15 protein-coding genes and 1 pseudogene are annotated in these 19,346 nt (G+C 65.7%); 7 read left to right on the top strand and 9 right to left on the bottom strand.

The window, feature by feature from the left end; translation table 11 throughout:
- Positions 1 to 39 precede the first annotated feature (39 nt).
- The 7 genes from EC86_RS0118375 to EC86_RS0118345 all read right to left on the bottom strand — a co-directional run bounded on the left by EC86_RS0118375 (position 40) and on the right by EC86_RS0118345 (position 10,308).
- The gene (locus tag EC86_RS0118375) at positions 40 to 1,935 is read right to left on the bottom strand and encodes an Hsp70 family protein (RefSeq protein ID WP_051676053.1); all 1,896 of its coding nucleotides are present in this window, start codon (positions 1,933 to 1,935) and stop codon (positions 40 to 42) included.
- Positions 1,932 to 2,492, bottom strand: a complete 561-nt coding sequence (locus EC86_RS0118370) for a DUF2760 domain-containing protein (RefSeq protein WP_029527318.1) — start codon at positions 2,490 to 2,492, stop codon at positions 1,932 to 1,934. Before EC86_RS0118370 ends, EC86_RS0118375 begins: the two co-directional genes overlap by 4 nt.
- Positions 2,493 to 2,930: 438 nt before the next feature.
- Positions 2,931 to 5,168 carry an NADP-dependent isocitrate dehydrogenase gene (locus EC86_RS0118365; RefSeq protein ID WP_029527317.1) on the bottom strand — a complete coding sequence of 746 codons (2,238 nt, stop codon included), beginning with the start codon at positions 5,166 to 5,168 and terminating at the stop codon, positions 2,931 to 2,933.
- Positions 5,169 to 5,583: 415 nt separating this feature from the next.
- Complete coding sequence (locus EC86_RS0118360) at positions 5,584 to 6,045, bottom strand: hypothetical protein (protein WP_029527316.1); 462 nt, start codon at positions 6,043 to 6,045, stop codon at positions 5,584 to 5,586.
- A gap of 471 nt (positions 6,046 to 6,516) precedes the next feature.
- Positions 6,517 to 8,718: a malate synthase G gene (locus EC86_RS0118355; RefSeq protein WP_029527315.1), complete on the bottom strand. Its 2,202-nt coding sequence runs from the start codon at positions 8,716 to 8,718 to the stop codon at positions 6,517 to 6,519.
- Positions 8,719 to 8,779: 61 nt separating this feature from the next.
- Positions 8,780 to 9,565: a sulfite exporter TauE/SafE family protein gene (locus tag EC86_RS0118350; RefSeq protein ID WP_029527313.1), complete on the bottom strand. Its 786-nt coding sequence runs from the start codon at positions 9,563 to 9,565 to the stop codon at positions 8,780 to 8,782.
- On the bottom strand, positions 9,562 to 10,308 hold the full coding sequence (locus tag EC86_RS0118345) for a haloacid dehalogenase type II (RefSeq protein ID WP_029527312.1): 747 nt from the start codon (positions 10,306 to 10,308) through the stop codon (positions 9,562 to 9,564). The genes EC86_RS0118350 and EC86_RS0118345 overlap by 4 nt, the downstream gene beginning before the upstream one ends.
- 75 nt (positions 10,309 to 10,383) lie before the next feature.
- On the opposite strand from EC86_RS0118345, the pseudogene EC86_RS30010 reads away from it, so the two are divergent.
- The 3 genes and pseudogenes from EC86_RS30010 to EC86_RS0118335 all read left to right on the top strand — a co-directional run.
- Positions 10,384 to 11,271 (top strand): annotated as a pseudogene (locus EC86_RS30010) (hydroxymethylglutaryl-CoA lyase); the annotation flags it as partial.
- Between the two features lie 102 nt (positions 11,272 to 11,373).
- Entirely contained in the window at positions 11,374 to 12,591 is a 1,218-nt protein-coding gene (locus EC86_RS30005) for a CaiB/BaiF CoA transferase family protein (protein WP_051676195.1), read from the top strand.
- Between the two features lie 94 nt (positions 12,592 to 12,685).
- On the top strand, positions 12,686 to 13,648 hold the full coding sequence (locus EC86_RS0118335; RefSeq protein WP_029527310.1) for a LysR family transcriptional regulator: 963 nt from the start codon (positions 12,686 to 12,688) through the stop codon (positions 13,646 to 13,648).
- A gap of 107 nt (positions 13,649 to 13,755) precedes the next feature.
- On the opposite strand, the gene EC86_RS0118330 is transcribed toward EC86_RS0118335, so the two are convergent.
- Positions 13,756 to 14,391: a LysE/ArgO family amino acid transporter gene (locus EC86_RS0118330; protein ID WP_029527309.1), complete on the bottom strand. Its 636-nt coding sequence runs from the start codon at positions 14,389 to 14,391 to the stop codon at positions 13,756 to 13,758.
- A gap of 135 nt (positions 14,392 to 14,526) precedes the next feature.
- Between EC86_RS0118330 and EC86_RS0118325 the strand changes: the two genes are divergently transcribed.
- Positions 14,527 to 15,423, top strand: coding sequence for an HTH-type transcriptional regulator ArgP (locus tag EC86_RS0118325; protein ID WP_029527308.1), 897 nt, complete (start codon positions 14,527 to 14,529; stop codon positions 15,421 to 15,423).
- A 116-nt stretch (positions 15,424 to 15,539) separates the two neighbouring features.
- Here EC86_RS0118325 and EC86_RS0118320 read toward each other — a convergent pair whose 3' ends face one another.
- Positions 15,540 to 15,938 carry a PsiF family protein gene (locus tag EC86_RS0118320; RefSeq protein WP_029527307.1) on the bottom strand — a complete coding sequence of 133 codons (399 nt, stop codon included), beginning with the start codon at positions 15,936 to 15,938 and terminating at the stop codon, positions 15,540 to 15,542.
- A 139-nt stretch (positions 15,939 to 16,077) separates the two neighbouring features.
- On the opposite strand from EC86_RS0118320, the gene argS reads away from it, so the two are divergent.
- The 3 genes from argS to EC86_RS0118305 all read left to right on the top strand — a co-directional run bounded on the left by argS (position 16,078) and on the right by EC86_RS0118305 (position 19,338).
- Positions 16,078 to 17,778 carry an arginine--tRNA ligase gene (gene argS, locus EC86_RS0118315; protein WP_029527306.1) on the top strand — a complete coding sequence of 567 codons (1,701 nt, stop codon included), beginning with the start codon at positions 16,078 to 16,080 and terminating at the stop codon, positions 17,776 to 17,778.
- A gap of 74 nt (positions 17,779 to 17,852) precedes the next feature.
- The gene (locus EC86_RS0118310; protein WP_029527305.1) at positions 17,853 to 18,599 is read left to right on the top strand and encodes an SPOR domain-containing protein; all 747 of its coding nucleotides are present in this window, start codon (positions 17,853 to 17,855) and stop codon (positions 18,597 to 18,599) included.
- A 79-nt stretch (positions 18,600 to 18,678) separates the two neighbouring features.
- Positions 18,679 to 19,338 carry a thiol:disulfide interchange protein DsbA/DsbL gene (locus EC86_RS0118305; protein ID WP_029527304.1) on the top strand — a complete coding sequence of 220 codons (660 nt, stop codon included), beginning with the start codon at positions 18,679 to 18,681 and terminating at the stop codon, positions 19,336 to 19,338.
- Positions 19,339 to 19,346: the final 8 nt, after the last annotated feature.

Here is a 19,346-nt window from a genome sequence, read left to right as displayed (position 1 = left end):
ACGGTCCCCGCTGGGGGAAGGAGGCAAACGGGAATTGACTCAAGCCTCCTGCCCGCCACCGCGCACATCGAATTCCACCTTCCAGCGCTCGCCGCCCTGCGTGGCCACGGCCGTCAATTCCAGCGTGCCGGTGTCGGTGGCCACGGCGCGCAGCCGGACCTGCACGATCTCGCCGGCTTGCCGGCCTTCAGCGGGCAGGGTTGCCTGGATCTCGCCGAGTTCCTGCAATTCGTCGGGCTGCCAGAAGTCGAGCAACACGCCCAGCATGTCCTGGCGCCGCACCGACGAGCCGAAAAAACGCAGGTGCATCGGCTCGCCGACGACCAGGCCGAATTCCTGCGTCTGCAGCTCGGCCTCGATGCCTTCTTCCATGCCGAAGGGAGCAATGCACAGCGCCTGGATGGGCGGCTCGAAGCCCGGAATGGCCGGCATCGCCGACTCGACCGCGACGTAATAGGCACGCGCCGTGCCGCCGCGAATGCGCACGCCCTGGCCGCGCCGCACATAGCCGTAATACGCCGCGCCGCGCGCCACCGCCAGGTCCATGTCGGCGCCGGTGAGCGCGCGCGCCGCCGGTGCCTGTTCGGCGGCGAGCCAGCCGTTGAGCGTCGCCAGCGTGCGCTCGGTCAGGATGCTGGATTTGAAGACGCCGCCGTTGAACAGCACCGCCGTCGGATGCAAAAAGCTGGCGTCCGCATCGACCTGGCCGGCAAAGCCTTCCAGCTCGGCCGTGGCGCCGGCCTGGCGGCCCAGCAGGGCGGCCAGGTGGCGCGTCACGCCGGCGTCCTGCGCGTACGGCAGGCCGAGTTGCGTGAGGCCGCCGCGCGCGCGGTTCACCGGCCGGGCCGCCGCGTCCACCTCGGGGAAGAAGCCTTCGAGCAGGGAATTGCGCACCTCGCTTTGCGTCAGCTCGGTGCGCACCGAGCCGCCGATCAGCTTCGCGCCCCGGCTGGGAACGACGATGGGCTGCACTTCGAGCGTTGCATCGCCCAGCAGGCTTTCCTTGGCGCTGCGGCAGGCATAGGTCAGCGCGCGCATCTGCCACGGGTCAAGCTGCTTGCCCTCGGCCGCGAGCTTGCGCGCCACGACGTGCGCCAGCATCAGGTCCATGTTGTCGCCGCCGAGCAGAATGTGGTCACCCACGGCGACGCGGTGCAGTTCCAGGTTGCCTTCGCGCTCCAGCACGGCGATCAGCGAGAAGTCGCTGGTGCCGCCGCCGACGTCGATCACCAGGATGATCTCGCCGGGCTTGACGTCCTTGCGCCACTGGCCGGCGCTTCCCTGAATCCAGTGGTAGAGCGCGGCCTGCGGTTCTTCCAGCAGGCTCAGGGATTGATATCCGGCGGCGCGGGCGGCCTCGGCGGTCAGCTCGCGCGCGGCCGGGTCGAAGGACGCCGGAATCGTGATGGTCACGTCCTGCCGGTCGAACGGCGCTTCGGGGTGGGTATGGTCCCAGGCCTGACGCAAATGCGCCAGGTAGCGGGTCGAGGCTTCGAGCGGCGAGACACGGGCGACTTCGGGCGGCGCGTCGTTCGGCAGGATGGCCGCGCGCCGGTCCACGCCGGGGTGGCACAGCCAGCTCTTGGCGCTGGACACCAGGCGGATCGGCGTCTGCGCGCCGCGCGCGCGCGCCATCTCGCCCACGGCGAAGCTTTGCTCGCCGGTCCACGGCAGCGCCAGGTCGTCGGCGGCCAGTTCGCTTTCATGCGGCAGGTACAAAAAAGACGGCAGCAGCGGCAGGTTGCCGACGCTGCCAGGCGCGGTCAGCTGCGGAATGTCAAGCACGCCGTAGACCGTTTTTTCGCCATCGCTGGCGCCAATGTCCACCCAGGCCAGCGCGCAGTGCGTGGTGCCCAGGTCGATACCGATGGAAAACTGTGGCTCGTCCGCCGTGCCTGGCGCGTCGGCAGCCTTGGGGGTCTTGGCGGCGTTCACAGTTCCACCTCGGCCTGCGCCAGCACGCTGGCGTCATGGCCGGCGGCCAGACGCGGCAGCCGGGTGTCGGTGGCGCGCCAGCCCCGGTGGCTCAGGGCGCCATGGAACGGCGCCTGGCCGACCACGTTGCCGGTCAGGCGGATGGCCCGGGCGTCAAAGCCGCCCTGCAGCGTGATGCGGCTGCCCTCGGCTTCGGGCCGGACCGGCGCCAGCGTGAAATGCTCGCGCAGCACCTTGGCGCAGCCTTCATGGACCAGCCGCGCGGGGCCGCCGATCTCGGCGTCGGTGTAGCCGCTCAGGTCTTCCTGCACAAAGTCGATCAGGCGCGCCTCGCGCTGCAGCAGCGCCAGCAATTGCAGCGCCGCGTCGGGCGTGGCCTCCTTGAAGACGGCCGGCGCGACAACGGGCGCGGGCGTGGCGGCAGGCGCTGCCGGCGTTTCGCCCTGCTCGCGCAAGTCCCGCACGCGGGCGGCATAGCCGGGATTGGACAGGGTGCTGAAAAAGCTGCCGAAGGCGAGCGAAACGCGCTTGAAAAAGGAAGGGGTCGGGTCGGTCATCAAGGCTCCTGATGGCGTCGGCCGGGGGCCGAACATGAAATGAAGGGATGGGGGCTTACAGGAAAACCAGTGCCGGGCGGCACGTGCTGCCCGCAGGCGTGGACCGGGGAAAGGCTGCAGCGCCCTGGGCCTGAAGGTCTTCCCGGGCCGGGACTCCTGTTGCAAGACGCTATTGTCCATAGAAAAACAGCGCCCGCAGGCGAAGGCGGGTAGTTTTTAAGGGTAAAAAGTGCCTTTTGCGCATATCCGGCGTGCGCAAGCAGCTATTTAATTCATAGCACCCTGAAGCCGCACCACCAGCGCCGCGTGCCTGGACGCAGCCCGCTGGCCTTGCGCCCTGCCGCCAGGATTCAAGGCCGGCACGAAAAAGCCGCATGCCCTCTTGCGACGGCATGCGGCCCTGAAAGACCGGCCTTGTGGGGCCAGCCCGCCCGGCCTTTAGCCTTGCACCGCGCTCAGCGCGGCATTGAAGGTGGCGCTCGGGCGCATCACGGCCTTGACCTTTTCCGCATCCAGCAGGTAGTAGCCGCCGATGTCGGCCGGCTTGCCCTGCACTTCTTTCAGCTCGGCGACGATCTGCTCTTCATTCTCGGCCAGGGTTTTGGCCAGCGGTGCGAACTGCGCCTGCAACGCTGGGTCTTCGGTCTGCCCGGCCAGCGCCTGCGCCCAGTACATGGCGAGGTAGAAATGGCTGCCCCGGTTGTCGAGTTCACCGGTGCGGGTCGAGGGGCCTTTGCTGTTGTCCAGCAGCTTGCCGGTGGCGGCGTCCAGCGTCCTGGCCAGCAGGCTGACCTTGGCATTGCCGGTCTTGAGCCCCAGGTCTTCGAGCGACACGGCCAGCGCCAGGAACTCGCCCAGCGAGTCCCAGCGCAGGTGGTTTTCCTCGACCAGCTGCTGCACATGCTTGGGCGCCGAGCCGCCGGCGCCGGTTTCGTACATGCCGCCGCCGGCCATCAGCGGGACGATGGACAGCATCTTGGCGCTGGTGCCCAGTTCCATGATGGGGAACAGGTCGGTCAGGTAGTCGCGCAGGATGTTGCCGGTCACCGAGATCGTGTCCAGGCCGCGCGCCACGCGCTCCAGCGTGAAGCGCATGGCGCGCACCTGGCTCATGATCTGGATGTCCAGGCCGCTGGTGTCATGCTCCTGCAGGTAGAGCTTGACCTTCTTGATCAGCTCGTTTTCATGCGGGCGGTACGGGTCGAGCCAGAACACGGCCGGCATGCCCGAGTTGCGCGCGCGCGTCACGGCCAGCTTGACCCAGTCGCGCACCGGCGCGTCCTTGACCTGGCACATGCGCCAGATGTCGCCGGCTTCGACATCCTGGCTCAGCAGCACTTCGCCGGTGGCGATGTCCACGATGTTGGCCACGCCGTCTTCGGCAATTTCAAAGGTCTTGTCGTGCGAGCCGTATTCCTCGGCCTGCTGGGCCATCAGGCCGACGTTGGGCACCGTGCCCATGGTCTTGGGGTCGAAGTTGCCGTGCCACTTGCAGAAGTTGATGATCTCCTGGTAGATGCGGGCAAAGGTCGATTCGGGCATCACGGCCTTGACGTCCTTCAGGCGGCCGTCGGCGCCCCACATCTTGCCGCCGTTGCGGATCATCGCGGGCATGGATGCATCGACGATGATGTCGTTGGGCGAGTGGAAGTTGGTGATGCCCTTGGCCGAATCGACCATGGCCAGCTCGGGCCGGCCTTCGTGGCAGGCGTGCAGGTCGCGCTTGATCTCGTCCTGCTTGCTTTGCGGCAGGGTGGCGATCTTGCCGTACAGGTCAGCCATGCCGTTGTTCACGTTCACGCCGATTTCATCGAACAGCGCGCCGTGCTTGGCAAACGCATCCTTGTAGAAAATCTTCACGCAGTGGCCGAACACGATGGGGTGCGAGACCTTCATCATGGTGGCCTTGACGTGCAGCGAGAACATCACGCCGGTCCGATAAGCGTCGTCGATTTCCTTCTCGTAGAACTCGACCAGCTCTTTCTTGCTCATGAACATGGAGTCGATGATCTCGCCGGCCAGCAGCGACACCTTGGGCTTGAGCACCAGGGTCTTGCCGCTCTTGGTGCTCAGTTCCATCTTCACGTCGCGGGCCGTGCCAAGTGTCAGCGACTTTTCGCCGTGATAAAAATCGCCGTGGTGCATGTGCGAGACATGCGAGCGCGACGCCTGGCTCCACTCGGCCATCGAATGCGGGTGCTTGCGGGCGTACTCCTTGACGGCTTTGGGCGCACGGCGGTCCGAGTTGCCTTCGCGCAGAACCGGGTTGACGGCGCTGCCGATGCAGCGGGCATAACGCGCGCGAATGTCCTTTTCCGCGTCGGTCTTGGGGCTTTCGGGGTAGTCGGGAATGTTGAAGCCCTTGGACTGCAGTTCCTTGATGGCGCTGACCAGTTGCCCCTGCGAGGCGCTGATGTTGGGCAGTTTGATGATATTGGTGTCGGGGTCCTGCGTCAGGCGGCCGAGTTCGGCCAGCGTGTTGGGGACTTTCTGCGCATCGGTCAGGAACTCGGGGAATTCGGCAAGAATCCGCGCCGCGACCGAGATGTCGCTCTCGGCGACTTCAATGCCGGCCGGCGCCGTGAAGGCGCGCACGACAGGCAGAAAAGACCAGGTCGCCAGCAGCGGCGCCTCGTCGGTGAGCGTGTAGATGATTTTTGATTTACCGGCTGTCATGGTGATCCTGTGGCTGTGGAGTGGTGATGAGCTGACCTGGCAATATAGGGGATGGTCCTGTCTTGAACCTGAAAGCCGCACCAGGCGGAAGGTTGACGCCGTCGAAACGCAATCTTTGCGCGAACCTTCCGGGCGCCCCGGGACGAACGTCAAGTCATCTCAGGATGGAAGTTTACCCCCGTGCGCAGGCCCGCCGCGCGGGGTTGCCGCAGGCAGCGGCGCATGCTGCAAAGCGCAGCCAGACTGAGCGCCCGATGGCTTTGACCGCCCGGCGTCGGCCGCCCATGAAAAAACCCGGCGCATGGGCCGGGGTTTTTTATAAAGCGCCATTCAGGGGCGCTTGGCCACCTGAGAACTCTGCGGCCCCAGCCGGCTTGAAGAAGCTGCCAGGTCCGCAGTGCGCGAATACTTCCAATCAGGCGTTGCGCGCCTTCTTGACGGCAGCGGCGCCGTTCTTCATGGCTGATTCCAGCGCGTTTTCGGCGGTGGCGGCAGCGTCCTTCAGGCCTTTGGCCATGCCGGCGAAAGCTTCCGGTGCCGGATGGGCCTTTTGCAGCGCGTCGATGCTGGTCTGGAACTGCGCAAAGCCCAGTGCCGTGACATCCTTCAGGTTCTGCGATGCCATGGCGACGCTGTTTTCAGCCGATGCCTTCATGGCTTCAAAAGCGGCTTTCGGCTCCTTGATGTTTTTGAAGGACTCGACGGTTTCAGCGACGGCGGCTTGCGCAACCTGCGCCTGCTTTTGCGCCAGGTCACCCCAGGCCTTGAGTTGTTCCATCACCGGCTTGAACGCTTCCTGGGAAGCTGCGGGATTGAACTTTTCCGCATTTTCCTTCATGGTTTTGGCGATGGATTCAAAAGAAGTGTTGGTGAACATGGGGAGCCTTTATAAAAAATGTTGCAGTGCAGCAATTATTAACCACAAACGCCTGGCTGTGTTGGTTTGAATTCAAATTCAGGCGCAATTAGGGTCGAGGGACTAAAAGGGCGGCCATTGGAGGGCATCCGGACGAATGCTGTTTTTGATGCGCTGCCCAAAGCGATGGCGTACTAGCCACCGCCGCGATGCCATGGACAGCCTGATTGCCGCCCACGCCCTGAGCGTCGGCGTTGGCCTCGTCACGAAAAACGAGGCAGATTTCACGCACTACCCCAGCCGGGTGGTCGAGAACCGGGCGTGCCGCCTGAACGCAAGCGCGCAACACACCTTTCATAGCCATAGCGGGCCGGAAAACAAAAACGGCGCCCGAAGGCGCCGTTTTCCATTTTTACGAGCCAAATTGGCCGCCAGCGCATGCTGGACAAGCGCAGGCAGCTATTCAATCCATAGCAAACCGCGCCACCAGACTCAAGCCGTCCCAGCCTTGACCTTCAACCGCCACGCATGCAGCAGCGGCTCGGTGTAGCCGCTGGGCTGCGCCAAGCCCTTGAACACCAGATCGCACGCCGCCTTGTACGCCGCCGACGTGTCGAAATGCCCGGCCATGTTCTGGTACAGCGCATCGCCCGCGTTCTGGCCATCGACCACGGCGGCCATGCGTTCGAAGGTTTCGGTGACCTGCGCTTTCGTCACGACGCCGTGGTGCAGCCAGTTGGCCATGTGCTGGCTGCTGATGCGCAGCGTGGCGCGGTCTTCCATCAGCGCGATGTTGTGGATGTCGGGCACTTTCGAGCAGCCCACGCCCTGGTCGATCCAGCGCACCACGTAGCCCAGGATGCCCTGCGCGTTGTTGTCGAGTTCCTGCTGCTTTTCGGCGTCCGACCAGTTCGGCGTGGCGGTGACGGGAATGGTCAGCAGGCCGTTCAAAATCGTGTCGCGCTCGGCGTTGGCGTCGATCTTTTCCAGTTCCTTTTGCACGTCGGAGACCAGCACCTGGTGGTAATGCAGCGCGTGCAACGTGGCGGCGGTCGGGCTGGGCACCCAGGCGGTGTTGGCGCCGGCTTTCGGGTGGCCGATTTTCTGCTCCAGCATCGCGGCCATCAGGTCGGGCATGGCCCACATGCCCTTGCCGATCTGCGCCTTGCCGCGCAGGCCGCAGCTCAGGCCGGTCAGCACATTGTTCTTCTCGTAAGCGGCAATCCACGCGGTGGTCTTCATGTCGCCCTTGCGGATCATCGGGCCGGCCTGCATGGCGGTGTGCATCTCGTCGCCGGTGCGGTCGAGGAAACCGGTGTTGATGAAGGCCACGCGCGCCTCGGCTTCGGCGATGCAGGCCTTGAGGTTGACGCTGGTGCGGCGCTCCTCGTCCATGATGCCGAGTTTCACGGTGTTGGCGGGCAGGCCCAGCAGGCTTTCCACGCGGCCGAACAGTTCGCTGGCAAAGGCGACTTCGGCCGGGCCGTGCATCTTGGGCTTGACGATGTAGACGCTGCCGGTGCGCGAGTTCTTGATGCCGCTCTGGCCGCGCCGCTTGAAGTCGTGGATGGCGATGGTCGTGGTGACGACTGCGTCCAGGATGCCTTCGGGAATCTCCTTGCCACCGGCGTACAGGATGGCCGGATTCGTCATCAGGTGGCCGACGTTGCGAACGAACATCAGCGAGCGGCCGTGCAGCGTGACTTCGCCGCCGTCAGCGCCCGTGTACACGCGGTCGGGGTTCAGGCCGCGCGTGAAGGTCGTGCCGCCCTTGCTGACTTCCTCGGTCAGCGTGCCCTGCAAAATGCCCAGCCAGTTGCCATAGGCCAGCACCTTGTCCTCGGCATCGACCACGGCGACCGAGTCTTCGAGGTCAAGAATGGTCGAAAGGGCCGACTCGATCACCAGGTCGCTGACGCCGGCCGCATCCAGCTTGCCGATGGTCGTGGCGCGGTTGATGATGATGTCGATGTGCAGGCCGTTGTGGACCAGCAGCACCGACGACGGGGCCGCAGCGTCGCCCTGGTAGCCAACAAAACCGGCCGGGTTCTGCAGGCTGGTCATGCCGTTTTCCATGGCAATGACCAGCTGGCCGCCTTCGATGCTGTAGCCGGTTGCGTCCTTGTGCGAACCCGACGCCAGCGGCGCGGCCTGGTCGAGCAGGTTGCGGGCGAAGGCAATCACTTTCGCGCCGCGCACCGGGTTGTAGCCCTTGCCTTTTTCGGCGCCGTCGGTCTCGGGAATCGCGTCGGTGCCGTAGAGCGCGTCATACAGCGAACCCCAGCGCGAATTGGCGGCATTCAGGGCGTAACGCGCGTTCAGGATCGGCACGACCAGTTGCGGGCCGGCCTGCACGGCGAGTTCGGCATCGACGTTGGCGGTGGTGATGGCAACCGTTTCAGGCTGCGGCACGAGGTAGCCGATTTGTTCGAGAAAGGCGCGGTAGGCGGGCATGTCGGCGATGGGGCCGGGGTGGGCGCCGTGCCAGGCGTCCAGCTCGGTCTGCAGGCGGTCACGCTCGGCCAGCAGGGCGATGTTTTTCGGCGCCAGGTCGGACACGATGGCGTCAAAGCCGGTCCAGAATTGGCTGCTCTCGACGCCGGTGCCGGGCAGCACCTTGTCTTCGATGAAACGATACAGCCCGGTGGCGACCTGCAGGCCGTGGGCGGTGGTGCGTTCGGTGGGGTTGGTCATTTGAAAATTCCTTTGAAAAAAACAGAAAAGCGAAATGAATGCGGATGCGCCAGCGGCCCGCTCAGGCCAGCGCTTTGTAAAAATAATAAACCGTCAGCACGACGCCCACGGCAATCACCATGCGGCGCAGCCACGGGCCCTGGATTTTGCGCGCCATGCGCGCGCCCCAGTAGCCGCCCAGGCTGGCGGTCAACACCATCACCAGCGTGTGCGGCCAGCTGACCGCGCCGGCAATGATGAAGGTCATCACGGTGACGCTGTAGATCACCGCCGACAAAATGTTTTTCAGCGCATTGATGTGCTGAACGTCCTCATGCCCGCCAATCGCCAGGCTGGCCATCATCAGGATGCCCATGCCGGCGCCAAAAAACCCGCCGTAGACCGACACCAGCAGCTGCACGAACCAGCCGACGGGCGAGCCCGCGCCGTGATCGCCGCCGGCGGACCAGTCGGGCGCCGGCCGCATCCGGCGCAAGGCGCTGGAGAGCTGCGGGCTGAAGGCGAACAGCCCGGTGGCAAAGGCCAGCAGCCACGGAATCAAGGCGGCAAAGCGCGCGTCGCCGGCCACCAGCAGCAGCAGCCCGCCAGCCGCGCCGCCGATGAACGACGCAATGCCCATGGGCAGCAAGTAACGCTTGTAGCGCGCCAGTTCCTGCCGGTAGGCCCAGGCGCCGCTCAGGCTGCCGGGCCACAGCGCGACCGAGTTGCTGGCGTTGGCCACCACCGGGCTCAAGCCCACGGCCAGCAGCGCCGGAAACGAAAAGAAGGTGCCGCCGCCGGCCATGGAGTTGACCGCGCCGGCGGCGAACCCGCCCGCGCCGATGAGCAGCACGTCCCACAGCGTCATGCGGGCGCGCCGTCGCCAAAGGGCAGCGCCAGCACGTCGCGCAGGCTGCTGCCGGTGTAGAGCGGCTGGGTGCCGAGCTCCTCGAACGGCGCCTGGTTGCGGTTGATCCACAGCGTCTGGTAGCCGAACCAGGTCGCGGCCAGCGCGTCCCAGCTGTTGCAGCTGACAAAGGCGATTTGCCGCGCCGGCAGGCCGGTGGCTTGCAGGCCGAGCGTGTAGGCGTCGGGATGGGTTTTATACCGGCGAATGGCGTCCGTGCTGATGACGTGGTCAAACAGGCCGCCCAGCCCGGCCGACTTGACTGCCACGGCGAGCATGGCCGGGTCGCCGTTCGACAAGATGCCGGTGACCACGCCCCGGCTTTTCAGTGCCTGCAGCACCTCGCGGTTTTCGGGAAAGGCCGTCAGGCAGCGGTACTGGTTCATCAGCTGCTCGATTTTTGCATCAAATTGGCCGTTTGCGCAATCAGCGCGGATGTCAGGCGCTATTTTTTTAATAGCATAGACCAGCGCTGCGCGGGTCAGCTCCCAGAACGGCTGGTAATGCGCACCATGGCTGCTGGTGCTGACCAGGTGCGTGTATTCGATCTGCTTGTCGCGCCACAGCAGGCTGAGCGCCTGGCCACGGCCGGGGAACAGCTGCTCGGCCAGCAGCGCGACGCTGTACACGTCAAACAGCGTGCCATAGGCGTCGAACAGCACGGCGCGCAGGGGCAAGGAGGTGGTTTCAGGTGGTTTGGGCATGACGCTACTTTATTTGATCCTTGGCCAAAGATTAATGACCTGAAATGCGATTTATTTGTGACAAAAATTTAGGTAATGTGCGCTTCGGCTTGCGAAACATCAGGCACGCATCGGGCGCAAAATTGTTGCATGAATGCCTGCATGCCCCCTCTCCAAGTCATGATCAGCGAAGTCGGCCCGCGCGACGGCCTGCAGTCGGTCAAGGCATGCATGCCGACGGCCGACAAGCTGCGCTGGATCGACGCGCTCTATGCCGCCGGCGTGCGCGAGATCGAAGTCGCCTCTTTCGTTCCCGCCCGGCTGCTGCCGCAGATGCTTGACGCCGCCGAGGTGGTGCGCCATGCGATCACCCTGCCCGGCCTGACGGTCATGGCGCTGGTGCCCAACCGCCGGGGCGCCGAGGCGGCGCTGGCGGCCGGCGTACACAAGCTCACCGTGCCGGTGTCGGCCAGCGCCGCGCATTCGCTGGCCAATGTGCGCCGCACGCGGGAAGAAATGGTCGAGGAAGTGCGCGCCATCGCCGCCCTGCGCCAGGGCCTGGCGCCGCATGTCCAGTTGGAGGTCGGCGTTTCGACCGCCTTTGGCTGCACGCTGCAGGGCCTGGTCGCCGAGGACGACGTGATCCGGCTCGCCGCGCAATGCATTGCCGCCGGCGCTGACGAAGCCGGCCTGTCGGACACCGTGGGTTATGCCAACCCGGCGCAGGTGCGGCGCCTGTTCAGGCGTCTGCGCGCCGAGATTGGCCGGCACGCGGGCGCGGCGCACATGCACAACACGCGCGGACTGGGCCTGGCCAACTGCCTGGCGGCGTATGACGAAGGCGTCCGCACCTTCGACGCATCGCTGGGCGGGCTGGGCGGCTGCCCGCATGCGCCGGGCGCGTCGGGCAACGTCGTCACCGAAGACCTGGTGTTCATGTTCGAGGCGATGGGCCTGCGCACCGGCATCGACCTGGAAAAGCTCGTCGCCGCGCGCGCGCCCTTGATGGCCGGGCTGCCGGGCGAGCCGCTCTACGGATTGATACCCGAGGCCGGGTTGCCCAAGGGCTTTGTACAGGGCGCCCGCATGGCGGCGCCCGCCAGTCCGGCCGTTGAGGAAAACGAACCCAAGGAAACGCCGCTGCCCTACGCCGGCATCCGCGTCGTCGAGTTCACCCACATGGTGATGGGGCCGACCTGCGGCATGCTGCTGGGCGACCTGGGCGCCGAGGTCATCAAGGTCGAACCGCCCGAGGGCGACAACACGCGCCGGCTGCTGGGCTCGGGCGCGGGCTTTTTCCCGACCTTCAACCGCAACAAGAAAAGCATCGCGCTTGATCTGAAAACGCCAGAGGGCGCCCTGGCCGCGCTGCGGCTGATTGCCACGGCCGACATCGTCAGCGAGAACTTCAAGCCCGGCACCATGAAGAAGCTGGGCCTGGACTACGAAACGCTCAAAGACCGTCACCCGCGCCTGGTCTATGTCAGCCACAAGGGTTTTTTGCCCGGCCCGTATGACCACCGCACCGCGCTTGACGAGGTGGTGCAGATGATGGGCGGGCTGGCCTACATGACCGGCCGCAGCGGCGACCCGCTGCGCGCCGGCACCAGCGTGAACGACATCATGGGCGGCATGTTCGGCGCCATCGGCGCGATGGCCGCGCTGCGCCAGCGCGGGCTGACCGGGCGCGGCATGGAGGTGCAGTCGGCGCTGTTCGAGAACAATGTCTTCCTGGTGGCCCAGCACATGATGCAGTTCGCCGCCACGGGCCAGGCCGCCGCGCCCATGCCCAGCCGCATTTCGGCCTGGGGCGTGTACGACGTGTTCACGGTGAAGGACGGCGAGCAGGTCTTCCTGGCCGCCGTCAGCGACCGTCAGTGGGCGGTGTTCTGCCAGGCTTTCGGACTGGGCAATCTGCTGGCCGACCCGCGCCTGAAGACCAACAACGACCGGGTGCGCGCCCGCGAATGGATGATGCCGATGCTGCGCGCGCACCTGGCCGGGCGCAGCGCGGCCGACCTGAGCGCGGTGTTCGAGGCGAACGAGCTGCCGTTTGCGCCCATCGTGCGGCCCGAGCAGCTGTTTGACGACCCCCACCTGAACGCCACCGGCGGCCTGGCACCGGTGCGCATGAACGACGGCCACCTGTCAAAAGTGCCCTTGATGCCCTTCACGCTCGGCGGCCGGCGCCCCGGCATCCGGCTGCAGCCGCCGCTGCTGGGCGAGCACAGCCGCGAGTTGCTGCTGGAACTGGGTTATGGCGATGACGCTATCGCAGCACTCCAGCGCAGCCATCGCTCTTAAAACAATAGCTTATTGCACAAGCGCAGCCTGCGGAAAAGTCATATTTCATGCCTAAAGCATGGCGGCCGGCCGCCGCGCCGCATAATTCGCGTCCATGGCCAAACTCAAGCAGCTCGAATCCTTTGTTTCCGTCGTCGCGCGCGGCAGCCTCACGGCGGCGGCGCTGGCCGAGGGCGTGGCGCCGGCCATCATGGGCCGGCGGCTCGATGCGCTGGAAGAGCGCCTGGGCGTCAAACTGCTGGTGCGCACCACGCGGCGCATCACGCTGACGCACGAAGGCAGCGCATTTCTGGAAGACTGCCAGCGCCTGCTGGCTGACCTGGCCAATGCCGAGGCCAGCGTGTCGGCCGGCGGCGTCAAGGCCAGCGGCCACCTGCGCATCACCGCGCCGGCCGGTTTTGGCCGGCGCCATGTGGCGCCGCTGGTGGCCCGGTTCCGCGAGCAGCATGCCGACGTGACCATCACGCTGAACCTGAGCGACCGCGTGGTGGACCTGGCCGGCGAGGGCTTTGACTGCGCGGTGCGTGTCGGCGACATGCCCGACTCCATGCTGGTCAGCGTGCGCCTGGCCGACAACCGGCGGCTGTGCGTGGCCACGCCGCAGTATTTGAAGCGGCACGGCACGCCGCAGCATCCGGGCGACCTGGCGCGGTTTGACTGCCTGAGCCTGTCGAGCGACGCCTCGCAGACGCGCGGCTGGGCGTTTCGCGTTCCGCGCCATGCCCCGGGGCAAGGCGAAGGCGTGACCGGGGGCGCGCCGCTGGAGGGCGATTCCGAGATCATCCACCTCAAGCCCGGCGGCCCGCTCGACTGCTCGGACGGGCAGGTGCTGCACGACTGGTGCCTGGCGGGCTACGGCATTGCCTGGCGCAGCACCTGGGAAGTCGAGTCCGAGATTGCCGCCGGCCGGCTGGTGGCGGTGCTGGAAGAATTTGCCGCGCCAGCCAACGGCATTTATGCGGTGTTTCCGCAGCGCAAGCATTTGCCGCTGCGGGTGCGGCTGTGGATTGATTTTCTGAAGCACCACTACAGCCAGCCGGAATTCTGGCGGCAGTGAGGCAACAGGACGCGCCGGAAAGCAATTTCATGCATCAAACAAGCATTTTGCGCTTGACTGTATTGCGTAAGCAGCTATTAATAAAGTAGCGTTTTTACCTTGAAAACCTAGAACAGCCCGGCCACCAGCCACAGCGCCGTGCCCCACATCATCAGCGCCACCAGACCGTCCAGCGCGCGCCAGACCCACGGCGCCTTCAGCCGGCTGCCCAGGCTCCACATCGCCACGCCCAGCGCCACGAACCACAGCGCCGAGCCGGCAGCGGCGCCCAGGCCGAACACGGCGTTGTCGGGCCGGGCATAGGCCAGCGACGCCGTGCCCATCAGCACGGCGGTGTCCAGCCAGGCATGCGGATTGAGCCAGGACATGGCCAGCGCCAGCCCGACCGCCCGGCGGCGCGACATGCCGGTTTCAGCCGCGTCCCCGGGGCCTGGCACGGCCGGCGCGGCAGGTCGCACAAAGCGACGCATCGCCTGCGCGCCGTAGAGGAACAGCAGCACGGCGCCGGCGCCCGTCAGCGCGCCGAGCACCTTGCCCGACAGGCCGCCGAGCTGCGCCAGGCCGCCGACACCCACGGCGATCAGCACCACGTCGGTCACCACGCAAATCGCCACCGTCAGCCACAGGTGCTCGCGCCGCAGGCCCATGCGCATGACGTGTGCGTTTTGCGGGCCGATGGCCATGATGAGCGACAGGCTTAAAGCCAGGCCAGCGAAGAAAGCCGGGGCGGTCAGGATATTCATGATGCGACAAAGCCAAGAGGGGAAATTGCGGGAACGCCTGAATTTCAGACGTCCGGCCAGTGTCGCCAATCCGGCTAGCTAATTAAATGGATTTAACTAAAATTAGCTTTACTCAATAAAAACTAAAGAAATACCATGCTCGATGCCCGGCAACTTGAAGCCCTCGCCGCCGTGATTGAAGGCGGCAGTTTCGGCGCGGCCGCCAAGGCGCTGAGCCTGACGCTGGCGGCGGTGTCGCTGCGCATCAAGTCGCTAGAAGCCGCGCTCGGCCAGCGGCTGCTGGTGCGCGGCAAGCAGGTCCGGGCCACGCCAGCGGGCCAGGCGCTGGTCGGGCATGTGCGGCAGTTGCGGCTGATGGAGGCCGACCTGATCGCCGGCCTGCCGGGCGCCGATGCGGGCGCGGCGGCGGGCATGCAGAGCCTGAGCGTGGCGGTCAATGCCGACTCGCTGGCCAGCTGGTTCTTGCCGGGCGTGGCGCCGGCGCTGCAGCAGCACCGCCTGCTGCTCGACGTGGTGGTCGATGACCAGGACCACACGCACGACGCCCTGGCCAGCGGCGACGTGACCGGCTGCGTCACCACGCTGGCACGCGCCATGCGCGGCTGCGTGGCCGATCCGCTGGGCATCATGCGCTACCGCTGCGTGGCCGCGCCTTCGCTGCTGGCCGAATGGGGCAGCGCGCTGCCGCACCGCCTGCTGCGCAGCCCGGCGGTGATCTTCAACCGCAAGGACGCGCTGCAGGACGCCTGGCTGGCGCAGCATTTCAACCTGCACGGGGCGCTGTACCCGCGCCACTTCGTTCCGGCGGTCGATGCGTTTGAACTGGCGCTGGAACTCGGCCTGGGCTGGGGCATGGTGCCCGACCTGCTGCTGCAGGCACGCGCCGGGCGGGCGCCGCTGGAGGAAGTCGTGCCCGGGCGGCCGGTCGATGTGGTGCTGTACTGGCAGCACTGGGCGCGCGAGCCGCTGGCTGCGCAGCGCCTGACGCAGGCCATCAAGCGGGCCGCGCGGGAATGCCTGTTGCAAACCTGAGGCGTCGGGCTGGCGAAGGCAAAGAGGCCATATTTCACATCGAAAAACGGCTTTTGCGCTTTACCGTTATGGCTTTACAGCTATGTTTTCAATAGCTGCAAGCAGGCAAGGCCTGGTTAGCTGCTCAGGCAGGTTTTCATGAAGGCCTTGCGCTCGTCGCCCGTTTTTCCCTTGGCGTCGGCATTGCAGGTCTTCATCTTGCTCTGCTGGGGAGTGCCCTGCGCCACTGTCTTGGCGCTAAGGCATTCCTTCATGAAGGCTTTTCGCTCGTCGCCCTTCTTGCCGGTGGCGTCCTTGTTGCAGGTCGTCATCTTGCTTTGCTGGGCGGTCTTGGCCGGTGGTGCCACTGTCGCGGCGGCAGGCGACACCGCTGGCGCCGGGGCGACCTTGGCCGGCGCAGGCGCGGCCGATGCGGCTTTTGCCGGTGCGGCGGGCGCACTCTGGGCGCGGGCTCCGGCGGACAGGCCCATCGTCAGGGCAAAGGCAATGGCGATCAGGGACAGCGGTTTATTCATGGTGGCTCCAATAAAGGGATGGACGTGATTTCCGTCGGAAATCACGTCCATAACGCGGCTCGGGCCGGATTCGATGACCGGGTTTTCGCCGGGCCGCGCGCCAATTCGGGCCGGATTGGCTTGACCGTAAAATCCGGCGATGCTTTCGATTAAAAAAGACCTGCTCTCCGACCTCGCCCGCGCGCTGGAAACCCTGTCCCCCGGCGCCGGCGACAAAGCCGCCTTCGAGTCCCCCAAAGTCGCCGCGCATGGCGATTTCGCCTGCACCGCTGCCATGCAGCTGGCCAAGCCCCTGAAACAGAACCCGCGCCAGACGGCCGAAGCGCTGCGCGCCCTGCTCTTGCCGTCGCCGGCTTTCGAGCGCTGGGTTGATGCGGTTGAAATTGCCGGCCCCGGCTTCATCAACATCCGCCTCAAGCCCGCCGCCAAGCAGGAAACCGTTCGCGAGGTGCTGAACGCCGGCAGCGGCTACGGCACGCAGCCGCTGGAGCAGGGCCGCAAGATGATCGTCGAGTTCGTCTCGGCCAACCCGACCGGCCCGCTGCATGTCGGCCACGGCCGGCAGGCTGCGCTGGGCGATGCGATCTGCAACCTGTACGCCACGCAGGGCGCGCAAGTCTGGCGCGAGTTCTATTACAACGACGCCGGCGTGCAGATCCAGACGCTGGCCAACAGCACGCAACTGCGGGCCAAAGGCTTCAAGCCGGGCGACGACTGCTGGCCGACGGAGCCGAACAATCCGGCCAGCAAGGCGTTCTACAACGGCGAATACATTGCCGACATCGCCAGCGACTTCCTGGCCGGCAAGACCGTCAAGTCCGACGACCGCGAATTCACCGCCTCGGGCGACGCGGACGACCTGGACGCCATCCGCCAGTTCGCCGTGGCCTATTTGCGCCATGAACAGGACCTGGACCTGCAGGCGTTTTCGGTACGCTTCGACAACTACTACCTCGAATCGAGCCTGTACAGCGAAGGGCGGGTCGAATCGACGGTACAGCGCCTGAAGGACGCCGGCAAGACCTACGAACAGGACGGCGCGCTCTGGCTCAAATCGACCGATTACGGCGACGACAAGGACCGCGTCATGAAAAAGAGCGACGGCACCTACACCTACTTCGTTCCCGACGTGGCCTATCACCTGGCCAAATGGGAGCGCGGCTTTACCAAGGCCGTCAACATCCAGGGCATGGACCACCACGGCACCATCGCGCGGGTGCGTGCCGGGCTGCAGGCGGCCAACGCCGGCATCCCGGTCGGCTACCCCGACTATGTGCTGCACACCATGGTGCGCGTGGTCAGGAACGGCGAGGAAGTCAAGATTTCCAAGCGCGCCGGCAGCTACGTCACGCTGCGCGACTTGATCGAGTGGACCAGCGCCGACGCCGTGCGCTTTTTCCTGCTCAGCCGCAAGCCCGACACCGAATACATCTTCGACATCGACCTGGCGCTGGCCAAGAACAACGAAAACCCGGTGTACTACGTGCAGTACGCGCATGCGCGCATCTGTTCGATCCTGACGGCCTGGGGCGGCGACGAAAGCGCGCTCAAGGACGTGGACCTGTCGCCGCTGGCCAGCCCGCAGGCGCAGGCGCTGATGCTGCTGCTGAACAAGTACACCGACATGCTCAGCCATGCGGCCGCCGGTTTTGCGCCGCACGACGTGGCGTTTTACCTGCGGGAACTGGCCGCGTGCTACCACAGCTACTACGACGCAGAACGCATTCTGGTCGATGATGAAGCGCTCAAACTGGCGCGCCTGGCGCTGGTCGCGGCCACCGCGCAGGTGTTGCACAATGGCCTCGCGGTGCTGGGCGTCAGCGCCCCGCGCAAGATGTAATCGGCTTGAAAACTTCCCCCTTTAAAAAGCATCCAAGACATATGCAAGTTACGGTCGAGTCATGGGAATACGGTATGAAAAAGCAACGTGGCGGGACCCTGCTGGGTCTGGTGATTGGCGCGCTGGTCGGCCTGGGCATTGCGCTGACCGTGGCGGTGTACGTCACCAAGGTGCCGGTGCCCTTCATGAACAAGAGTCCGGCCTACAACCCTGAAAGCGATGCCGCCGAGGCCCGCAAGAACAAGGACTGGAATCCGAACGCGCCGCTGGCCGGGAAGAATCCTGCCCGCGCGGCGCCGTCGGCATCGGGCGAATTGAGCCTGCCGGCCGAGCCGCCCGCCGCCGCCAGCGTGCCGGACCCGGTGCTGGCGCCCGAAGAGCCCAAAAAACCCGAACGCGTCGTGAAACCGCCGAAAACCGCGACGGCGCCGGCCGCACCAGTCTCACCCGCCGCACCGGCGGCAGCACCAACGCCCGCCCCCACGGCCGTGGCCAAACCGGCCCGGCCCCCGTCCGCCGACCCGCTCGGCGACCTGGCCAAGGCCCGGTCAGAAAGCCCGGCCTTCAGTTCGGGGGCTTCGGACCCGTTCAACTACTTCATCCAGGCCGGCGCCTACCGCACGCCTGAAGACGCCGAACAGCAGCGCGCCCGGCTGCTGCTGCTCGGCATGCAGGCCAAGGTCACCGAACGCGAACAGGCCGGCCGCACCGTGTACCGGGTGCGCGTCGGTCCGTTCGACAAAAAAGACGATGCCGACCGCGTCAAGGACCGGCTGGACAACAGTTCGATTGAAACGGCACTGGTGCGGGTGCAGCGTTAAGTCCTAAATCCGGCCCCGGCTGAACTTTTCGGCCCTGCGGTGTCCAACAGCCGTCCATATTGACCAGGAGAAAAAATCAATGCAACGTCGCGTGTTCTCAATTTCAGCCGTCACCCTGGCTGCGGCCACCGGCATTTCCGCCCTTCCCACGCTGGCGCAAGCCCAGGCCAGGGCCTTCCAGAGCGGCTCCGACTACCTCACGCTGGAAAAACCGGCACCCACCGAGGCGCCTGCCGGCCGAGTCGAGGTGGTCGAATTCTTCTGGTACAACTGCCCGCATTGCAACGGCTTCGAGCCGATGTTCGATGCCTGGGCCAAAAAGCAGGCCAAGGACGTGTCGATACGCCGCGTGCCGATTGCCTTCCGCCCCGACTTCGAGCCGCAGCAGCGCCTGTATTACGTGCTTGAAGGCATGGGCAAGGTTGACGAACTGCACAAGAAGGTGTTCTACGCCATCCATGTCGAAAAGCAGCCGCTCAACACCGCCGACCAGATTGCCGCATGGGTGGACAAGCAGGGCATTCCCAAGGCGAAGTTCATGGAGATGTACAACTCGTTCTCGGTCAGCACCAAGGCGCGCAAGGCCACGCAGCTACAGGACGGCTATGCACTCGACGGCGTGCCCGCCCTGGGCATCAATGGCCGTTACTTCACCTCCGGCACGCAGGCCAAGACGCTCGAACGCTCGCTGCAGGTGGCCGACGCCCTGATCGCGCAGTCCCGGTCAAACGCCAAATAAGTCCCCGC

The sequence above is a fragment of the Polaromonas glacialis genome, assembly GCF_000709345.1.
Classification (GTDB): Bacteria; Pseudomonadota; Gammaproteobacteria; order Burkholderiales; family Burkholderiaceae_C; genus Polaromonas; species Polaromonas glacialis.
Note: the sequence above shows the minus strand (reverse complement) of the source record. Positions and strands in the feature narration are given on the sequence as shown.